Here is an 18,195-nt window from a genome sequence, read left to right as displayed (position 1 = left end):
ATTCCCGCGCGGCGTTGCATCGCCGGCACCGACCCACATCAAGGACTCCCCGTGATCATGCTGCAGCACCTAATCTCGAATACCCCTGTGTGGGTCTGGGCGCTTCTGGTCTTCCTGGTCAGCCGCGGCATCGCTGCCATGAAACCCGGTGAAACCTCGCTCACGAAACTGGCCATCGTGCCGGCCCTCTTCACCGCCTGGGGAGCCTGGTCGCTCGGCCACCGTTTCGGCGGTTCCTGGGAGGCGTGGGCCGAGTGGCTGGTCGGCATCGGGGCGGGCATGGCCCTTGGGTGGATGCTGCTGCGACGCGCAACGCTCACCCTCAACGCGTCCACGGGGAAGGTGTGGCGCAGCGCGGACTACAGCCTGCTGCCGCTGCTGCTGGTCACGTTCGCGGTGAAGTACGGTTTCGAGGTTGCGCTCTCCGCGTCTCCTTCACTGAGCGCCGATGGCAGTTTCCGCGCGGCCTACCTGCTGTTGTCGGGCGGTTTCACCGGCATCTTCATTGGCAAGTACGTGCGATACCTGCGCGCCGCGCGGCTTGCCATGCCAAGCGGAAAGCTGGAAGCGGCGGGCTGAGCCTGTGAAGCCCTGGCCGACGTGGAACCGGGGCACCCGTGGGGTCAGGGCAGGGCGCGTCGATCCATTCACACGCAGCGGCCTATATTCGCCGCTGTGACGACGCACGCTGCGGCCGAAGTGGAGGCTGTCCCATGACAACCCGACGCTTGCTTGGCATTACGCTGATGGCCGCAGTGGCGATGGCCACAGCTCCCGCCTGGGCCGACCCGCCGCACCACGCACGGGGCAATGGCCCACCCCCTCACGCCGGCGGCCCCCACAACCGCGATGCCCCACCGCCGGGATGGCAGAAAAAGGCATGGCGACGCGGGGAGAGGCTGCCTTGGGCTGAGGTCGACCGCCGCTACTGGGTGGACGACTACGCGCACTATCGTCTGCGGGACCCTGGTCGCGGTCATCGCTGGGTTCGACAGTCGGATACCGAGTACCTGCTGGTGGAGATCGCAACAGGCGTGATCATCGACGCACTGCACCGATAGGAACACGCCCCCCGGCTGGCCGCCACGGCGGGTCGTGGCGTCACACGGTCAAACTGCCCCAGCCCTCGCCTCGATGAGGTCGGGCTGGGGTTTGGCGCGAGGGGAAAGAGGTCGCTGTTGACCTGAATCGCGGTTGAGGTAATAGGCTGGTCAGCCAGCTTCCTCAGGATGGTTCTCCCATGTCGTTGCCGATGTCGATCTGGCTGTTCCAATCCGTCTACGCGATGGGCTTGACTGTCTGGCTGGCAATCGCCGTCATCGACAACATCAGAGCATTCCGCGAACTGGCCGGTGCGGTGGGCCTCACCCTGTCCATGGCACTGCTGCGGCAGGCGCCGCCGGTTGAGACCGCGCTTGCGACGCGTGCGGTGACGTCCAGTGTCCTGAGCAGAAGCGCAGCACTTGCGCTGCTGGCCCTGAAGCTCCTGGCGCTTTCAGCGATGGCGGTGGGATGCTGTCTGCTTCTGTTTGCGAGTGGCATTGATCAGGCCCGGCCGTGGTTGAACCTGGCGCTGAGCCTCTTCAGCCTCCTGCTGCTCGCCATGCACCTCGGCGGACTCTGGTTTGCGTACTGGATCCGTCAGGACGACCTGCAGCGCGGGCACCTGATGCTGCTCGTCTGGATCCTGGGCGCATTCTTCCTGTTCAACGGGTCATGGGCGTGAGCGCTAGGCATCCCGTTTGAGCCACGCGACCAGCGCCGAGAATGCCGGCGAGGATTGCCGACGGTTCGGATAGTAGAGGTGATAGCCGGGGAAGGGCACACACCATTTGTCCAGGACGGCCACCAGCCGCCCCTCGGCAATGTGATCGGCCACCATGGGCTCGGGCGCATACGCCAGGCCCAGCCCGTCGAGTGCGGCATTGATGACGTGCACCATGCTGTTGAACACCAGCGGCCCGTCGCCACGCACGGTGAACTCCTTGCCCTTTTCCTCGAACTCCCAGGCATAGATGGACCCGTTCGGGCGGTGCCGGATGTTCACGCAACGGTGGCGCGTGATGTCGGCGGGTTTCCTGGGCTTGGGATGCGTCTCGAAGTAATCGGGAGACCCCACCACGACCAGCCGCCAATCCGGACCCACCCGGACCGCGATCATGTCCTTGCTCAGCGCCTCGCCCAGCCGGATGCCGGCGTCGAAGCGCTGTTCCACCACATTGGTGAAGCCGTAGTCGACATAGAACTCGAGCGTGATGTCCGGATACTCGGCGAGGAACCCGGCCAGGCGGGGACGGATGATGGTCTCCATGGAGTCGTCCGTGCAGGAAATCCGCAGCGTCCCGGCCGGGCGGTCGCGCAGGTCGCCGAGTGCCTCGACGCTTGCGCCGATGGCCTCGAAGTGCGGGGCGATGGAGCGCATCAGGCGCTCGCCTGCCTCGGTCGGGGCGACATTGCGCGTGGTCCGGGCCAGCAGCCGGATGCCCAGGCGCTCTTCCAGCAGCCGCATGGAATGGCTCAGCGCAGACGGTGTGACGCCCAGGCGGGCCGCCGCCTTGGTGAAACTCTGCTCCTGCGCCACCACCAGGAAGGCTTGCAGGTCGTTGGTCTTCACTGCGCTCATGGGCCAATTGTGAGCTCAACTCAGTAATGCATCAACTTCCAGCCGGCTTATCGCGGTAACGGCCCGGGCCTATCGTGGCGTCCTCACTCCTCCAGAGGCGGTCCGCATGAAACCCACCACGCTGCTGCTGGCACTGCTCGCCAGCCTCCTCGTTCCACATTCCGCGTGGGCTTCTGACGCGCCAGCGGCCACCAGGACCACGGGGGCGGACAATTTCTACAGGAGCGACCGGGTGACCGGCGAGCGCGTCCGGTTCAAGAACCAGTACCAGATGGAGGTGGTGGGCACGCTGTACCGGCCCAAGGGTCTGGGACGCGATAGCCGCGCGCCGGCCGTGGTGGTCGGTCATCCGATGGGCGCGGTGAAGGAACAGAGCTCGCAGCTGTACGCACAGAAGCTGGCCGAACAGGGCTTCGTGACGCTCGCGATCGACCTGTCCTTCTGGGGTGAAAGTGCGGGCGCGCCGCGTCACCTGGTATCGCCGGAAATCTATTCGGACGACATCAGTGCGGCCGTGGACTTCCTGAGCACGCAGTCGTTCGTGGACCCGGAACGGGTGGGCGGCCTGGGCATCTGTGGCAGCGGCAGCTTCGTGATCAGCGCAGCGAAGATCGACCCGCGGATCAAGGCCATCGCGACGGTCAGCATGTATGACATGGGCGCCGCCGTGCGCCAGGGGCTGAATAATGCGCAATCGCTGGAGCAGCGGAACCAGATGATCCAGGCGGCCGCGCAGCAGCGTCTGGTGGAGTTCAAGGGCGGGCAGCGCGTGTATGTGCCCGGGACCGTGAACACGCTCGAGCCCGATACCCCGGACGTGCAGCGCGAATTCTTCGACTTCTACCGCACGCCGCGCGGCGCTTACGCGGCCGCCGGCGAGCGCCCTGAACTGACCACGCAGCCGCTGTTCAGCAGCCTGGTCAAGTTCATCAACTTCCATCCGTTCAACGATATCGAGACCCTTTCGCCACGGCCGATGCTTTTCATCTCCGGCGACACCGCGCACTCCCGTGAGTTCAGCGAAGACGCGTACCGGCGGGCCGGCGAACCGAAGGAGCTCTACTGGGTGAAGGGTGCCGGGCACGTGGACCTGTATGACCGCGCCGACCTGATTCCGTTCGCCAAGCTGACGACGTTCTTCCAGCAGAGCCTGGCCGGGAAATGAGTCGTCCCGACACCACCGTGGACAAGGGCAACTGGGGCGGCGTGCTCGCCATGACGCTGTGCGTCTTCGCGTTGATCGCATCCGAATTCATGCCGGTGAGCCTGCTTACACCCTTGGCCGCGGACCTTGGCGTGACCGAGGGCCTTGCCGGCTATGGGATTGCCATCTCGGGCGCCTTCGCGGTGTTGACCAGCCTGTCGATCTCCCGGCTGGCCGGGACCATCGACCGCAGAACGTTGCTTCTTACGCTGACTGCGTTGATGGCGGTGTCGGGTCTGGTCGTGGCGCTGGCCCCCAACTATCCGGTCTACATGATCGGCCGTGCGCTGATCGGCGTGGTGATCGGTGGGTTCTGGTCACTGTCCGCGGCGACCGCCATGCGGCTGGTGCCCCCAGCGCAGGTGCCCCGCGCATTGGCGATCTTCAACGGCGGCAACGCGCTGGCAACGGTGATCGCCGCGCCGCTGGGCAGCTACCTGGGCGGTGTGATCGGGTGGCGCGGGGCATTCCTGTGCCTGCTGCCGGTGGCGGCTGTCGCGCTGGCGTGGCAGTGGGCCTGCCTGCCGTCCATGGCAGCGGAGCGCAGGCAGCCACAACGCGGCGTGCTCGTGCTGCTCCGGCGGCGGGTGGTGGCGCTGGGCATGACCGCGTGCGGCGCCTTCTTCATGGGCCAGTTCGCCTTGTTCACCTATGTGCGACCGTTCCTGGAACGGGTTACCAACGCGGGTGATGCCACTGTCCCGCTGGTGCTGCTGGCCATCGGTGTAAGCGGCCTGGTCGGGACACTCGCCATCGGGGCGTTCCTCAGGCGCGGGCTCTACCGCACGCTGGTGACGGTTCCTGCCTTGATGGCGGTGATCGCCGCGGCACTGGTTCCGCTGGGTCCGCAGCTGTGGCCGACGGCCGCACTGCTTTCAGCATGGGGCCTGCTGGCCACGGCGGCACCGGTGGGGTGGTGGAGCTGGCTGGCGCGCACCTTCAGCAACGACGACGCCGAAGCGGGCGGGGGGCTGATGGTCGCGGTGGTGCAGTGCTCGATCGCGCTGGGCTCCACCCTCGGCGGCCTGCTGCTGGACAGCGTCGGCTTCGCCGGCACATTCCTGGCCAGTGCCGGCGTGTTGGTGTCTGCGGCGCTGCTGGCCTATGTCACGGCCGCGGACGCCGGGTCCGCCGCCCCGTCGGCGATGGCTGCGGAGGCCCGAAGCTGATGAGGCGCATGACGTCGATCACTGCGCAGCTGCTGAGCGTTTGCCTCGCATTCGGTGCGCTGCCGGCAGGGTCGGCCGAGCAGAATCATCACATCGTGGCGCTCACGAAGGTAGCGTCCAACCCGGAGGTCCACTCCGACATGCATACGAAGGAGACATCGATGAATCTCAATTCTACTGACGAGCCGGCCACCGCACTGGATGCCAGGCAGCAGGCCATCATTCCGATCAGCGCTGCCGCAGCGGCGGGTGACATGGCCCGCCTTGGCGAGGCAGTGAATCGCGGCCTGGACGCCGGGCTGAGCGTGGCCGAGGCGCGCGAGATCCTCGTACAGGTGTACGCCTATGCCGGCTTTCCCCGAAGCCTCAATGCACTCGGCGAGATGATGAAGGTACTGGACGCGCGCAGGCAGCGCGGCATCCACGATGAGGCCGGTCGCGAACCGGTGAAGCCGATACCCAAGGGCGATGCGTTGCTGGCGGCAGGGACGGCCAATCAAACCGCGCTGGCAGGTGCTCCGGTCGCCGGACCCTTGTTCGAGTTCGCGCCACAGGCCAACGCCTATCTACGGACCCACCTGTTCGGGGACATCTTCGAACGTGACAACCTGGATTGGCAGAGCCGCGAGCTGGCCACTGTCAGTATGCTGGCTGCGATGTCCGGGGTGGAACCCCAGCTGCAGTCTCACGTCGGGATAAGCATGAACATCGGCGTGAGCGTCGAGCAACTGCGTGAGCTGGCCGATGTTCTTGACGCACGTTTCGACCCGCAGGCGGCAACGCGTGCGCGCGAGGCCATTGAACATCACCTGGACTCCCTGCGCACCGAGTGACGCGGAGAGAGGTTTTCATCGAATGACGCGCAGGCGTCGGAGAGAGCAATGAACAAGGCAATGTGGGGCATCTCAATCTGTCTGATCGCGCTTTCCTTCAGCGCTCGGGCAGAGGAGGCGCAGATGACGAGACTGTCGAAAATCACCGTGGACGCTGCCCATCTCCCCGCCTATCGGGAGGCGCTGGCTGAAGAGGTCCGCGCTTCAATGGCGCTTGAGCCTGGTGTTCTGTCGCTGTATGCGGTGTTTGACAAGGAGGATCCGACACGACTGACCATCCTGGAGATCTACGCCAACCGCCAGGCCTACGAAGCACATGTAAAGAGCCCGCACTTCCTCGCGTACAAGAACGGAACACTGCACATGGTCACGTCGCTGGAGCTGGTGGACGTCGATCCGCTGCTACCAGAGTTGAAGATCAAGTGAGCCGACGGGCAGCGGCCCGCTCAAGGCCCTTGCTGATCGGCATCCGGAGCGCTGGCCGTATCGCCGTCCAGCGTCAGCGGCCTCGCCATGTCCTTGATCCAGCCCCACAGACCATAGAGGACGGCGTAGGCGCTGAGGGCGCTGAGCAACATCGGCCACATCGCTTCTTTCATCAGCTCCCCTGGGTCGCATTGGAGCGGGCCGCTGTTGCCCTTGCCCATCCGCATGCAGCCGTGTTCGGGATAGGCCATCTCATAGGCGCCCCAGGCGAGGAACGCGGCGAGCAGTGCGAACAACAGCATCACGCCGACGTCGGCATCTCGAACGCCCAATCGCTCCCAGCGTTGCGCCAGCCGCAGCTTCAACATCCTTCAACATCCCTGTCCATACAGCCACCCATGATAACAGTGCACGATATCGCGCAGACATCGCCTCGGTAGACTTGGTGTCTGCCACAGATGGCGGCAAACTACTGTTGGACGTGGCGTAGCGCCACCGGCAGGAGTGACATGCGTGACTGATCCAGGAAAGGAAGCGCTGACCATCCGTCGCGCCAGGGTGACCGATACGCCCGCTGTGCTGCGGTTGTTCGACGAAGTGATTGCGTGGTTCGTGGCCATCGGCAACCCGCAGCAGTGGGGCAGCGAAGCATGGTCGTCCATTCCGCGCCGCATCACCCAGGTGACCGATGCCTGCGCGCTGCCCGGCGCCTGGGTGGCTGAAACAGGGCAGGGTGAGGTACGCGCATTCCTGGCGCTGGGCGAGGCCATGCCTTACGTGCCCGCGGCGACCCAGCCAGAGCTCTATGTCCGTGTGCTGGTTGCTTCGCGGGATCCGCGCGTGCGCGGTATCGGCCGCCGGCTGATGGCGTTCGCCGACGAGCAGGCACGTGCCGCGGGTGTTGCCTACCTGCGCGTGGATTGCTATGGCGGAGGCAGTGGCGACCTGGTGCGTTTCTACGAATCGTGCGGTTACGAAAGGCTGTCGACCTTCAACATAGACGGTTGGCCGGGCCAGGTCCTGGAGCGTCGCCTGTAAGGTGGCCGCCTCCGCGCCAGACGACTAGAGGTCCGGCAAAGGCCTCGATACGGACGCCCGCGTGACCAACTGGTGTGGAAGCACGTGGTTGACGATGCCGCGCGCCGAAGCGGCCGGGCGTCGAATCTCGCGCAACAGGATGTCGATGGCAGTGTCCGCCATCTCCGCCACCGGTTGACGGATCGTGGTCAGTTCCGGCCACACCATCGTCGACGCGGAGGTGTCGTCGAAACCGACCACCGAGAGATCGCGCGGCACCTCCAGGCCGCGACGATGCGCCACGGAAACAACGGCAGACGCCATGTCGTCGTTGCTGGCGAAGATCGCGCTGGGTGGCTGCGGCAGGGCCAGCAGCCCTTCGGCCGCCTCCAGTCCGGAGCGGTAGGTGAAGCAGCCGGGCTGGACGAGTGCAGCGTCGTACGCGATGCCCACGTCATCCAGCGCATCCCGGTAGCCCTGCCAGCGGTGCGCACTGGCGGTCTGATTCGGATCGCCCTTGATATAACCGATGCGGGTGTGTCCCTGGCTGATCAGGTGCGACACCATGTCGTGGCTTGCCTGGCGGTCGTCAATGCGCACACAGGACACCCTGTCGCTGAAATGACTGGACGCGATGGAGATGACGGGAATGCCGCCGAGCAGGAATTCGTCGACGATGTCCTTCGACTCACACAGGGGTGGGGGAAGAATCACGCCCGCCACGCTGCTGCACAGTTGCCGTGCCGCCTCGCGACGCGCCTGCGCGCCCAGGTCATCCCAGGTCGCGATCATCAGCTGCGCCGCGGCCCGGGTGGAGCCGCGCAGGGCCCCGACCAGCAGTTCGCGAAGATAGCTGGAACTGGGATTGGTGTAGATCAGCGCGATGCAGGTGTGCTGCGCCGCCGCCAGGGCGCTCGCTGCAGGATTGGGCCGATAGTCCAGTTCGAGCACGCTGCGCATGACACGCTCGCGGTTGCCTTCGCGTACCCCGGCATGGCCGTTGATGACCCGGGACACCGTCATGGCGGATACCCCGGCGTGCGCCGCGACGTCGTCGATGGTGATGGCACTCACTTTTCGACGGACGGTTCTGTGGCTGTTCTTCAAGGGCTCGTTTCCTTTGCTGCGCTGCATGATGACAAGCGCGACCCCGGATGATTAGTCTGCGGCCGTGACGTGATGGTAGCGCTACCACCTGGCCGGGGTAAGGGCCAGTGGGTACCCCCCCTTTACCACGCGGCTGTTCTGGCAAGCCTGAAAGCGAGTGTGAGTCGCAGTGAGCGCACAGCGCACTGCGATGTTCGGTGTGGAAGACGGGCATCGCCCGTACGTGCCCCCAGGAGGGGCGGTACATCCATTCGATCGTATATGTCAGAGGGGAGAGTCATGAGCGCTTCTACGTTCCGTCGTACCCAAGGCCGGGGGGCTCGTTCATGAGCCGCACGCTGGCGAAGTTCACCTCCAGGGCCATGTTCACGTTCGTGGGCGGCGTCCTGGTCATCAATCCCGCCTTCGCACAGGACGCCTCAACGCCGGCGCCCGTCGCCCAAGCGCAGGCCCAGCCCAGCAGCCCGACGCAGCTGGATACCGTGCAGGTCACCGGCATCCGCAACAGCCTCAGCCAGGCGATGGACATCAAACGCGACTCGGCCGGCGTGGTGGATGCGATCAGTGCCGAGGACATCGGCAAGTTCCCGGACACCAACCTGGCCGAGTCCCTGCAGCGCATCACCGGCATCTCCATCGAGCGCCGTGATGGCGAAGGGGCGCAGGTCACGGCGCGAGGCTTTGGCCCGCAGTTCAACATGGTGACGCTCAACGGGCGCCAGATGCCGGGTGCTGATGCGTTCGGTGCCTCGGGACAGGTCGCCATCGGCGGTGTCGACGGCGGCACCCGCGCGTTCAACTTCGCCCAGCTGGCCGCCGAGGCCATCAACGGCATCGAGGTCTACAAGACCAGCCAGGCCAATGTGCCCAGCGGTGGCATCGGCGCCACCATCAACATCCTGACGGCGCGGCCGTTCGACCATGATGGCACCGTCGCCAGTGCCGGTGCGAAGGTCGTCTCCGACCAGAGCCAACCGTTCGACAGCGACCTGACGCCGGAACTGTCCGGCATCTTCAGCTACAGCAACCCGGAAAAGACCTTCGGCGTTGGCGTGAGTGCGAGCTACCAGAAGCGCAAGGGTGGCTCGGTGCAGGCCACCAACAACTACTGGAACATCCAGCCGTGGACCGGCACGATGCCGGGCAACCCGACCGTGGTCAACGCACCCGCGGTGGGCGCACTGTACGGTCGCCCGAACGACCTCCGCTATGCGTTCTCCGAGTTCGAGCGTGAGCGCGTCAATGGCCAGGCGGTGCTGCAGTTCGCACCGACAGATGCGGTGACCCTGACCCTCGATTACACCTATTCGACGAACGAGATCACCGAGAATCGTGGCGAACAGGGCATGTGGTTGCAGAACAGCAACTACACCGATGTCACCTTCGACACCAGCGGCGCGGTCGCAACCCCGATCTATATCCGCGAAGTCGCGGGGACCAAGGATTTCGGGCTAGAACAGCAGCGCAGCATGCAGAAGTACAAGCTGGGATCGCTCGGCTTCAATGCCCAGTGGAACGTCACCGACCGCTTCAAACTGAGCTTCGACGCGCACGACTCGAAGAACGAAAGCCGCCCGAACGATCCGCTCACCGGTGGCGGCTCCATCTTCAGCAGCATCGCCGGCACCAACAACTGCACCACCGGACCGCATTGCGGTGGGTCGTGGGTGCAGGAAATGAACTTCAACAACGGCCTGCCAGTGGGCACCCAGGTCTGGTACCCAAGCACGGCCGATGCCCTGGCCAAGACCAATGGCGTGGTCAATCCGGGCTTCGTGCCGGGCGAGATCGGGTCGCAGGTGCTGCGCATCAACTCGCAGACCCAGATCAGCGAGATCAAGCAGGGCCGCGTCGACGGTGAGTGGAGCTTCGACAAGGGCCGCTTCCAGTTTGGCGTGGACTCCAGCAAGCAGACCACCCACCGCATCCAGGCCGCGGAGAACTACAACACCCTGGGCGACTGGGGCGTGGCCAACGTTGACGGGGATGTTGCCAACGGGCTGATGGACCTGCTGCAGCCGGTCAACATCGTCGGCTTGTTCAACGACTTCAATGCCAACAGCTTCACCGCCTGGCGCGGCGATGCCGGCCGCCTCGCGCAGTGGGCGGCGGACAACTATGGCGCCAGTCTCGGCGTGAGTCCGCAGCGCGCTGCCGACAACCTGGTGGAGGAGAAGACCAAATCGGCCTATTTCCAGGTCGAACTGGACGGCGAGCTGGGCGGCCTGCGCACCAATACCCGTCTGGGCGTGCGCTATGAAACCACCGATGTGGTGTCGACGTCGGTCATCGCCATTCCGGAGGCGATCGAATGGCAGTCCAACAACGACTTCCGCGTGGTGTTGTCCGACGAACAACAGCCCTTCACCGAGAAGAACAGCTACAGCTACATCCTGCCCAACCTCGACTTCAGCATCGACCTCATGGACGACCTGAAGGGGCGCGTCTCGTTCGGCAAGAGCATCGCGCGCGCGCCGATCGGCAACCTCTATGCAGGCCCGAGCGCACAGCAGCCGTTCGGCTCCGTGCTGATCGATCCGTCTTCGCGGGCCAGCGGCACGGCACAGAACCCGCAGCTGAAGCCGCTGGAGTCGGACAACCTCGACCTGGCGCTGGAGTGGTACTTCGCTGACGCGAGCTACGTGTCGGTCACGTACTGGAACAAGCGGGTCGCCAACTTCATCGGCAACACCGTGGTCCAGGAGAACCTGTACGGCCTGCGGGATCCCACTTCCGGTCCGGATGCACAGTCGGCGCTGGCGTTCCTCAACAGCGGCGCCTGCGTGACCCAGGTCGGTGCGGCCAATGCGGCGGCCTGCAACGGCAACGACACCGCGCTGTTCACCGCGCTGGCGCTGCTGCGCAACAATCCCGCCGGACTGGGTGCCTACAACGGTACGGACGCGCAGGTCCTGGCCACCGAAGCCAGCTACGATCTGTATGGCACGGCGGCCGACCCGCTGTACCAGTTCAACGTCAACCGGCCCATCAACCAGAACGAGTCCAAGCTGCATGGCTGGGAGCTCGGTGGGCAGTACTTCTTCGGCGACACCGGGTTCGGCGTCCTGGCCAACTACACCCTCGTGAACGGCGATGTCGGCTACAACAACGGGGGCGACCCGGGCATCGACCAGTTCTCGCTGACCGGCCTCAGCGACACCGCCAACGCCATGCTGATGTACGAAAAATACGGCTGGTCGGTGCGCCTGGCCTGGAACTGGCGTGACCAGTACCTGATCCTGGCCAACCAGGGCGCCAGCCGTAATCCGTACTACGTGGAAGCTTACGAACAGTGGGATCTCAGCGTGAACTACACCCTGGATGATCACTGGTCGTTTGGCCTGGAGGCGATCAACCTGACCGGTGAGGACGTCCGCTGGCGCTCGCGCACCTCGCAGATGATCGTGAAGCTGGCAGACCAGAGTCCGCGTTATATGCTTGGCGTTCGGTACCGGTTCTGATGTGTGTGGGTGCCGCTGCCCTGGTGGCGGCACCCGTTCAAGGGTCCTGATGGGGTTGAAAGAACACCATGCCGCGTTACGAAATGCTCAACAACATCGCCCACCGCGATCTGCGCGTGGCCACCGACTTCGGCCCCGAGTTCGGCGACGCGGTCGGCATGGTCCCGGCCTACCCGAGCGAATTCGCCGAACTGCAGCGCGAATATCCCATTTTCCTTCGCAGGGACGTCGCCACGGGCGAGTGGCAGTCGGTGGTCCTGCTCGGGTTCGAGCAGCACGAAAATCTGTTCCTGCAGGACGGCCGATGGAATGCGTCCTACCTGCCCGGGGCGGCAGCCAAGGGGCCGTTCCTCATCGGCTTCCAGGAAAACCGCATCGATGGCGCGCTCGTCCAGGAAGCAGTGCTGCACGTGGATCTGGATCATCCGCGCGTGAATGCGATGCAGGGCGAGCCGGTGTTCCTGCCGCAGGGGGGCAACACGCCGTATCTGGACCACATCGCAGGCGTGCTGCGTGGCATTCACGATGGCCACGCCTTCGGCGCGCAGATGTTTGCCGCGCTCGATGCCAAAGGGCTCATTCAACCGGTCACGCTCGACGTGCAGATCGCCCAGGAGCACCGGGTGGGTGTCAACGGTCTGCACGCCATCGACCGTGACCGGCTTGGCCAGCTGGACGGCCCCGCGCTGGCCGGACTCAACCGCGCCGGCTACCTGGAAGGCGCGTACCTGATGCTGGCGTCGCTGCACAACATGCGGCGCCTGATCGCCGAGAAGCAGAAACGTCTGCGCCTGCAGGATGCCGCTGCGGCGGCGGGCAGGAACTGACCGGTGCTGGACGGCATTGCCATGCAGACCCTGGAAGACCTGGAGCCCGGCGCGCTTCCGCTGGAGGCGCTGGTGGCCGCCGGCGAGCCGGTGGTGCTGCGCGGCATCGCGCGGGACTGGGGACTGGTGCAGGCGGGGTTGCGCTCCACGCAGGCGGCGATGGGGTATCTGCGCGGCTTCGATGCGGGAATCCCTGTCCAATACTCCTTTGGCGGACCCGAGATCGAGGGGCGCCCGTTCTACAACGCGGATTTCACCCGATTGAACGTCGAGGTCCGGCGTGGGTTGTTGAGCCAGGTGCTGGACGGGATTGCCGATCATCTCGACGACCCGAGGCCACCCACCTACTATCTCGCGTCGCTGCTGATCGATCGGGCGCTGCCCGGCTTCGCGCAGGCCAACGACGCCGGGCTGGCGGGGCAGGGCATCGAGGCCTCGGCGAGCATCTGGATCGGCAACCGCGTGACCGCCTCCTGCCATTTCGACACCCCGGACAACCTGGCGTGCTGTGCCGTGGGCCGGCGCCGGTTCACGCTGTTTCCGCCCGAGCAGATCGACAATCTGTATCCAGGGCCGCTGGAGCCCACCCCGGGCGGGCAGGTGGTGAGCGTGGTGGATTTCGACCGCCCGGACTTCGCGCGCCACCCACGGTTCCGTGATGCATTGGCAAGCGCACGGACCGCCGAGCTGGAACCGGGCGATGCGATCTTCATTCCCGGCCTGTGGTGGCATCACGTGCGCAGCCTCGCGCCGTTCAATGTGCTGGTGAACTACTGGTGGCGCAGTTCGCCGGCCTTCCTTTCCTCACCGCTGCCGGCACTCCATCACGCGATGTGGGCCGTGCGCGACCTGCCGGCGCGCGAGAAGCAGGCCTGGGCAAAAATCTTCGAGTACTACGTATTCGGTCCGGGTGAGCGGGCAGGACACCACCTGCCCGATGCCGCCCGGGGCGACCTGGCACCGTTCGACGAGACGCAGGCGCGCCGCATGCGCGCCCAGTTGCTGGCTCGACTCAACCGCTGATGGGAGCACCGCATTGAACGTGGCGAACACAACCGAAGGGCGTATCCGCAAGGTCGTCATCGCCGGTGGCGGCACCGCAGGCTGGCTGGCCGGCTGTGCGCTGGCGCACCAGTTCCGCGACCAGCTGGACATCACCCTGGTGGAGTCCGAGCAGATCGGTACGGTGGGTGTCGGCGAGTCGACCGTGCCACCCATCCGCACGTTCCACCGATTCCTGCAGATCGATGAGCAGGAGTTCCTGCAGGCCGTCGCCGGCACGTTCAAACTGTCGATCTCGTTCGAGAACTGGCGTCGGCCCGGCGATCGTTTCATCCATCCGTTCGGCACGATCGGGCAGGGCACCTGGGCCACGCCGTTCCACCACTTCTGGCTGGACAGCCTGCGCCGCGGCATGCCGTCGGACCTGGGCGATTTCTGCCTGGAAAGCGTGGCCTCGCGGGAAGACAGGTTCTCGCTGCAGACCCAGCCCCAGGTCAATTACGCCTATCACTTCGACGCCGGGCTCTACGCGAAATTCCTGCGCCGCAAAGCCGAAGGCCACGGGCTGCGCCGGGTGGAAGGCAAGATCCGCGAGGTCCGGCAACATGCCCACGACGGCGCCGTTGCCTCCCTGGTGCTGGAAGACGGGCAGGTCATCGAGGGCGATCTGTTCATCGACTGCACCGGGTTCCGCGGCCTGTTGACCGAGCAGACCCTGCATACCGGCTATGAGGACTGGAACGAATGGTTGCCCAGTGACCGCGCCGTTGCCGTGCAGACCGAGTCGGTCGGCCCGCCGGTGCCGTACACCCGCGCCATCGCGCACGAAGCCGGGTGGCGATGGCATATCGCGCTTCAACACCGGGTCGGCTGTGGGCTGGTGTTCTCCAGCCGCCACATGTCCGATGACGAGGCGCGGGCCAAGCTGCTGCGTGACGTCGACGGGCCGCCCCTGCGCGATCCCTGGCTGGTGCCGTTCCGCAGCGGGCGCCGGTTGAAGGCCTGGAACAGGAACGTGGTCGCGCTGGGACTTGCCAGTGGCTTCATCGAGCCGCTGGAGTCGACCAGCATCCACCTGACCATCAGTGCGGTGGTGCGCCTGATCCAGCTGTTCCCGTTCGACGGTATCAGCCCGGCGCTGATGGACCTGTACAACGACGTCAGCCGCCAGGAGATGGAGCACGTGCGCGACTTCATCATCCTGCACTACCACGCCAACCAGCGCGACGAGCCGATGTGGAAGGCCTGTCGTGAGATGGAGCTGCCGGAATCGCTTGCGGTCCGGCTGCGCGCCTGGCGCGAACGTGCGCATGCCTGGCAGGACCCCGGCGAGCTCTTCCGGGTGGACTCCTGGACAAGCGTGCTGATGGGGCAGGGGATCCAGCCGGGCCCCCCGCATCCGCTTGCCGCTGCCATCAGCGACGCGGACCTGCGGACGCTGTTGATGCGGATCCGCCAGCCGGTGGAGCAGGCGGTCGCGACGATGCCGTCGCAGGCAGCCTTCATCGAACGCTACTGCCGGGCGGCGCAGGACGTCTGGCCGCGGGCCTCAGCCTTGGCCTAGCAGGGCAGCACGCTGCTGCACAGAAATGGTAGCGCTACCTCCATACACCCACGGGATGAGATAGATGGATCTGGTTGCAGGAATCGATGCAGGTACACAGAGTCTGAAAGTGGTGGTCTACGACCCTGCCGGGCGGCAGCTCATTGCCAGCGCGAGCTCGCCCCTGGACCTGGCGTCCGCCGCCGATGGCAGCCGTGAGCAGCAGCCGGCCGCGTGGGTCGCAGCCCTTCAGGCCTGCTTCCGCGCGATCGATTCCAAGGTTCGTTCCCGCATCTCCGCGCTGGCGGTCTCGGGGCAACAGCACGGCTTCGTTCCGGTCGACGCAGCGGGGGAGGTGCTCGCACCGGCCAAGCTGTGGTGCGACACCAGCACCTCGGCCGAGTGTGTGCAGATCATGGACGCACTCGGCGGACCAGCGCGCACCATCGCGCTGGCCGGCAACCCCATCCTGACCGGTTACACCGCGTCCAAACTGCCCTGGACGAAGACGCATCGGCCCGACGCCTACGCACGGCTCGCCACGATCCTGCTGCCGCACGATTACCTCAACTTCGTGCTGACCGGCCAGCGCTTCTGCGAGCATGGCGATGCGTCGGGTACGGGCTGGCTGGACGTGCGCACCCGGACCTGGTCAGCCGAGCTGCTGCGCGCGACCGATCCGGAGCGCGACCTGGCCCTCTGCCTGCCGCGCATCGCCGCGCCCGACGAGCTGTTCGACATTGATCCGGCCACGGCGGGCGTATTGGGGCTTCCCGGGACGGTGAAGGTTGCGGTTGGCGGGGGCGACAACATGATGGCGGCCATCGGTACCGGCTGCGTCGTGCCCGGCCGACTGGCGATGAGCCTGGGTACCTCGGGCACCTTGTTCGCCTATTCGGACACGCCCGTGGTCGATCCAGACGGCGCCTGGGCCGCGTTCTGCTCGTCCACCGGTGGCTGGCTGCCGTTGATCTGCACGATGAACTGCACCGTGGTGACCGAACAGGTCGCCGATGCCTTCGGCTTCAGTACCCGCGACGGTGATGCCCACCTGCGGGCGACCTCGCCCGGTGCCGACGGCCTGGTGATGCTGCCGTTCCTCAATGGCGAACGCACGCCGGACCTGCCGCTGGGCAAGGGCGTCCTGGCCGGTCTGGACACGACGAACATGACCCCGGCGCACCTCTACCGCGCGGCCATGGAAGGCGCCACCTACAGCCTGAAGTATGGATACGACGCCTTCGTCCGCGCGGGCATGCGGTTCGACCGCATCGTGCTGACCGGTGGCGGCAGCAACAGCGCGCAGTGGCGGCAGATGGTGGCCGATGTCTTCGGCCTGCCGGTGGACGTGCCGACCCAGTCCGAGGGGGCGGCGTTCGGTGCGGCATTGCAGGCCCTGTGGGCGCTGGGGCACGCGCGCGGTGACGCCGCCTCCATCGCCGATATCGCGGACCGGCACGTGGCGGTCGATCCGCTGCAGTCCGCTCACCCGGATCCGATGCGTACGCACGCCTATGCCACGGCCTATGCACGTTTCCTGCGACATCTCGACGCCCTCACGCCGCTGTATCGCGGCTGATCCCTCTACGCACCACCTCGCACAACGACAGGAAGACGCACCATGAGCAATCAACCCTTCATCGGCGCCAAGGAATACTTCCCCGGCATCGGCCGCATCCCCTTCGAAGGCCGGGGCTCGGACAATCCGCTCGCGTTCAAGGTCTATGACGCGGACAAGGTCATCGGTGGCAAGACGATGCAGGAGCATCTGCGCTTCGCGGCCTGCTACTGGCACACCTTCTGCAACGCCGGGCATGATCCGTTCGGTCCGGGCACCCGCAATTTCCCGTGGGAAACCGGCTCGCCGATGGCGACCGCCGAGGCCAAGGTGGACGCGGCGTTCGAGTTCTTCACCAAGCTGGGCGTGCCGTACTGGTGCTTCCACGATATCGACCTGGCGCCGGATGCGGACGACGTCGCCCAGTACGAGAAGAACCTGAAGCACATGGTGGGCCTGGCCAAGGCCCGGCAGGATGCGACCGGCATGAAGCTGCTGTGGGGTACGGCCAACCTGTTCTCGCACCCGCGCTACATGAATGGTGCGTCCACCAATCCGGATTTCGCCGTGGTGGCGCGCGCCGCCGTGCAGGTGAAGGCTGCCCTGGAAGCGACGGTTGAACTGGGCGGCGAGCACTATGTGTTCTGGGGCGGCCGCGAAGGCTATGCCTCGCTGGCGAACACGCAGATGAAGCGCGAGGTCGACCACTTCGCGCGGTTCCTCACGATGGCACGCGACTATGGCCGCAGCATCGGCCTGAAGGGCAACTTCCTGATCGAACCCAAGCCGATGGAGCCGATGAAGCACCAGTACGACTTCGACAGCGCGACCGTGGCGGGCTTCCTGAAGGAGCATGGCCTGCACAAGGACTTCAAGCTCAACATCGAGGCGAACCACGCCACGCTCTCCGGCCACACCTTCGAGCACGATCTGCAGGTCGCCTCGGACCACGGCCTGCTGGGCAGCATCGACGCCAACCGCGGCAACGCGCAGAACGGCTGGGATACGGATCAGTTCCCGACCGACCTCTACGACACCGTGGGCGCGATGCTGGTCGTCCTGCGGCAGGGCGGCTTGGAGGGCGGCCTGAACTTCGACGCCAAGCTGCGTCGCGAATCCACCGACATGGAAGACCTGTTCATCGCCCACATCGGCGGCATGGACGCGTTCGCACGCGGGCTGGAAGTGGCCCACGCGCTGCTCAACGACTCGCCGCTGGAACAGTGGCGCACGGCGCGCTACGCCAGCTTCGACAGTGGTGCCGGCAAGGAGTTCGCGCAAGGCGCGCTCAGCCTCACGGACCTGGCCGCACTGGGTGCCAAGGGCGGTGAGCCCAACCAGACCAGCGGCAAGCAGGAACGCTACGAGAACCTGCTCAACCAGTACCTGCTGCGCTGAGCGCGACAGTTCGCAGCGATGACACCG

17 protein-coding genes are annotated in these 18,195 nt (G+C 65.8%); 14 read left to right on the top strand and 3 right to left on the bottom strand.

All coding sequences use genetic code 11. The features are described from left to right. Positions 1-51: 51 nt before the first annotated feature. The 3 genes from ABE434_RS17315 (at position 52) to ABE434_RS17305 (ending at position 1,726) form a co-directional block, all read left to right on the top strand. A complete protein-coding gene (locus tag ABE434_RS17315; protein WP_346479672.1) occupies positions 52-579 on the top strand; it encodes a DUF6622 family protein in 528 nt (175 codons plus the stop codon). Between the two features lie 134 nt (positions 580-713). Next, entirely contained in the window at positions 714-1,061 is a 348-nt protein-coding gene (locus ABE434_RS17310) for an RcnB family protein (protein ID WP_346479671.1), read from the top strand. Positions 1,062-1,240: 179 nt separating this feature from the next. Next, positions 1,241-1,726, top strand: a complete 486-nt coding sequence (locus ABE434_RS17305) for a DUF2165 family protein (RefSeq protein WP_346479670.1) — start codon at positions 1,241-1,243, stop codon at positions 1,724-1,726. Between the two features lie 3 nt (positions 1,727-1,729). Here the strand turns inward: ABE434_RS17305 and ABE434_RS17300 are convergent, their stop codons facing one another. Next, on the bottom strand, positions 1,730-2,623 hold the full coding sequence (locus ABE434_RS17300; RefSeq protein WP_346479669.1) for a LysR family transcriptional regulator: 894 nt from the start codon (positions 2,621-2,623) through the stop codon (positions 1,730-1,732). A 106-nt stretch (positions 2,624-2,729) separates the two neighbouring features. Between ABE434_RS17300 and ABE434_RS17295 the strand changes: the two genes are divergently transcribed. Genes ABE434_RS17295 through ABE434_RS17280 form a run of 4 tightly spaced genes read left to right on the top strand, consistent with a single transcriptional unit; the run spans position 2,730 to position 6,255 of the window. Continuing rightward, entirely contained in the window at positions 2,730-3,788 is a 1,059-nt protein-coding gene (locus ABE434_RS17295) for an alpha/beta hydrolase (RefSeq protein WP_346479668.1), read from the top strand. Between the two features lie 17 nt (positions 3,789-3,805). Beyond that, the gene (locus ABE434_RS17290) at positions 3,806-4,996 is read left to right on the top strand and encodes an MFS transporter (RefSeq protein ID WP_346479667.1); all 1,191 of its coding nucleotides are present in this window, start codon (positions 3,806-3,808) and stop codon (positions 4,994-4,996) included. Between the two features lie 8 nt (positions 4,997-5,004). After that, positions 5,005-5,829, top strand: a complete 825-nt coding sequence (locus ABE434_RS17285; protein WP_346479666.1) for a carboxymuconolactone decarboxylase family protein — start codon at positions 5,005-5,007, stop codon at positions 5,827-5,829. A gap of 48 nt (positions 5,830-5,877) precedes the next feature. Further along, entirely contained in the window at positions 5,878-6,255 is a 378-nt protein-coding gene (locus tag ABE434_RS17280; RefSeq protein WP_241696436.1) for an antibiotic biosynthesis monooxygenase family protein, read from the top strand. Positions 6,256-6,275: 20 nt separating this feature from the next. Here ABE434_RS17280 and ABE434_RS17275 read toward each other — a convergent pair whose 3' ends face one another. Then, positions 6,276-6,623, bottom strand: a complete 348-nt coding sequence (locus tag ABE434_RS17275; RefSeq protein WP_176988922.1) for a hypothetical protein — start codon at positions 6,621-6,623, stop codon at positions 6,276-6,278. Positions 6,624-6,768: 145 nt separating this feature from the next. Here ABE434_RS17275 and ABE434_RS17270 point away from each other — a divergent pair, with 145 nt between their 5' ends. Continuing rightward, positions 6,769-7,293, top strand: a complete 525-nt coding sequence (locus tag ABE434_RS17270) for a GNAT family N-acetyltransferase (protein ID WP_346479665.1) — start codon at positions 6,769-6,771, stop codon at positions 7,291-7,293. Positions 7,294-7,317: 24 nt separating this feature from the next. On the opposite strand, the gene ABE434_RS17265 is transcribed toward ABE434_RS17270, so the two are convergent. Further along, positions 7,318-8,406 (bottom strand): LacI family DNA-binding transcriptional regulator, encoded by a 1,089-nt coding sequence (locus tag ABE434_RS17265; protein WP_346479664.1) that lies wholly within the window; start codon positions 8,404-8,406, stop codon positions 7,318-7,320. A 299-nt stretch (positions 8,407-8,705) separates the two neighbouring features. On the opposite strand from ABE434_RS17265, the gene ABE434_RS17260 reads away from it, so the two are divergent. From ABE434_RS17260 to xylA, 6 genes are all read left to right on the top strand, one after another. After that, positions 8,706-11,840, top strand: a complete 3,135-nt coding sequence (locus tag ABE434_RS17260) for a TonB-dependent receptor (protein ID WP_346479663.1) — start codon at positions 8,706-8,708, stop codon at positions 11,838-11,840. 68 nt (positions 11,841-11,908) lie between these two features. Then, positions 11,909-12,667: a SapC family protein gene (locus tag ABE434_RS17255; protein WP_346479662.1), complete on the top strand. Its 759-nt coding sequence runs from the start codon at positions 11,909-11,911 to the stop codon at positions 12,665-12,667. A 3-nt stretch (positions 12,668-12,670) separates the two neighbouring features. Further along, positions 12,671-13,690: a cupin-like domain-containing protein gene (locus ABE434_RS17250; RefSeq protein ID WP_346479661.1), complete on the top strand. Its 1,020-nt coding sequence runs from the start codon at positions 12,671-12,673 to the stop codon at positions 13,688-13,690. 13 nt (positions 13,691-13,703) lie between these two features. Continuing rightward, positions 13,704-15,233, top strand: a complete 1,530-nt coding sequence (locus tag ABE434_RS17245) for a tryptophan halogenase family protein (protein WP_346479660.1) — start codon at positions 13,704-13,706, stop codon at positions 15,231-15,233. 64 nt (positions 15,234-15,297) lie between these two features. After that, positions 15,298-16,791: a xylulokinase gene (xylB, locus tag ABE434_RS17240; protein WP_346479659.1), complete on the top strand. Its 1,494-nt coding sequence runs from the start codon at positions 15,298-15,300 to the stop codon at positions 16,789-16,791. Positions 16,792-16,833: 42 nt separating this feature from the next. Next, positions 16,834-18,168 carry a xylose isomerase gene (gene xylA / locus ABE434_RS17235; protein ID WP_346479658.1) on the top strand — a complete coding sequence of 445 codons (1,335 nt, stop codon included), beginning with the start codon at positions 16,834-16,836 and terminating at the stop codon, positions 18,166-18,168. The last annotated feature ends 27 nt before the right edge of the window (positions 18,169-18,195 follow it).

Source organism: Stenotrophomonas sp. TWI1183, assembly GCF_039673115.1.
Classification (GTDB): Bacteria; Pseudomonadota; Gammaproteobacteria; order Xanthomonadales; family Xanthomonadaceae; genus Stenotrophomonas; species Stenotrophomonas maltophilia_AA.
Note: the sequence above shows the minus strand (reverse complement) of the source record. Positions and strands in the feature narration are given on the sequence as shown.

Bases quoted from the DNA above. Each gene is read 5' to 3' on its own strand.
- xylA (WP_346479658.1), top strand. From the start codon at position 16,834: ATGAGCAATCAACCCTTCATCGGCGCCAAGGAATACTTCCCCGGCATC.
- ABE434_RS17310 (WP_346479671.1), top strand. From the start codon at position 714: ATGACAACCCGACGCTTGCTTGGCATTACGCTGATGGCCGCAGTGGCG.
- ABE434_RS17285 (WP_346479666.1), top strand. From the start codon at position 5,005: ATGACGTCGATCACTGCGCAGCTGCTGAGCGTTTGCCTCGCATTCGGT.
- ABE434_RS17255 (WP_346479662.1), top strand. From the start codon at position 11,909: ATGCCGCGTTACGAAATGCTCAACAACATCGCCCACCGCGATCTGCGC.
- xylB (WP_346479659.1), top strand. From the start codon at position 15,298: ATGGATCTGGTTGCAGGAATCGATGCAGGTACACAGAGTCTGAAAGTG.
- ABE434_RS17305 (WP_346479670.1), top strand. From the start codon at position 1,241: ATGTCGTTGCCGATGTCGATCTGGCTGTTCCAATCCGTCTACGCGATG.
- ABE434_RS17300 (WP_346479669.1), bottom strand. From the start codon at position 2,623: ATGAGCGCAGTGAAGACCAACGACCTGCAAGCCTTCCTGGTGGTGGCG.
- ABE434_RS17275 (WP_176988922.1), bottom strand. From the start codon at position 6,623: ATGTTGAAGCTGCGGCTGGCGCAACGCTGGGAGCGATTGGGCGTTCGA.
- ABE434_RS17280 (WP_241696436.1), top strand. From the start codon at position 5,878: ATGAACAAGGCAATGTGGGGCATCTCAATCTGTCTGATCGCGCTTTCC.
- ABE434_RS17295 (WP_346479668.1), top strand. From the start codon at position 2,730: ATGAAACCCACCACGCTGCTGCTGGCACTGCTCGCCAGCCTCCTCGTT.
- ABE434_RS17265 (WP_346479664.1), bottom strand. From the start codon at position 8,406: ATGCAGCGCAGCAAAGGAAACGAGCCCTTGAAGAACAGCCACAGAACC.
- ABE434_RS17260 (WP_346479663.1), top strand. From the start codon at position 8,706: ATGAGCCGCACGCTGGCGAAGTTCACCTCCAGGGCCATGTTCACGTTC.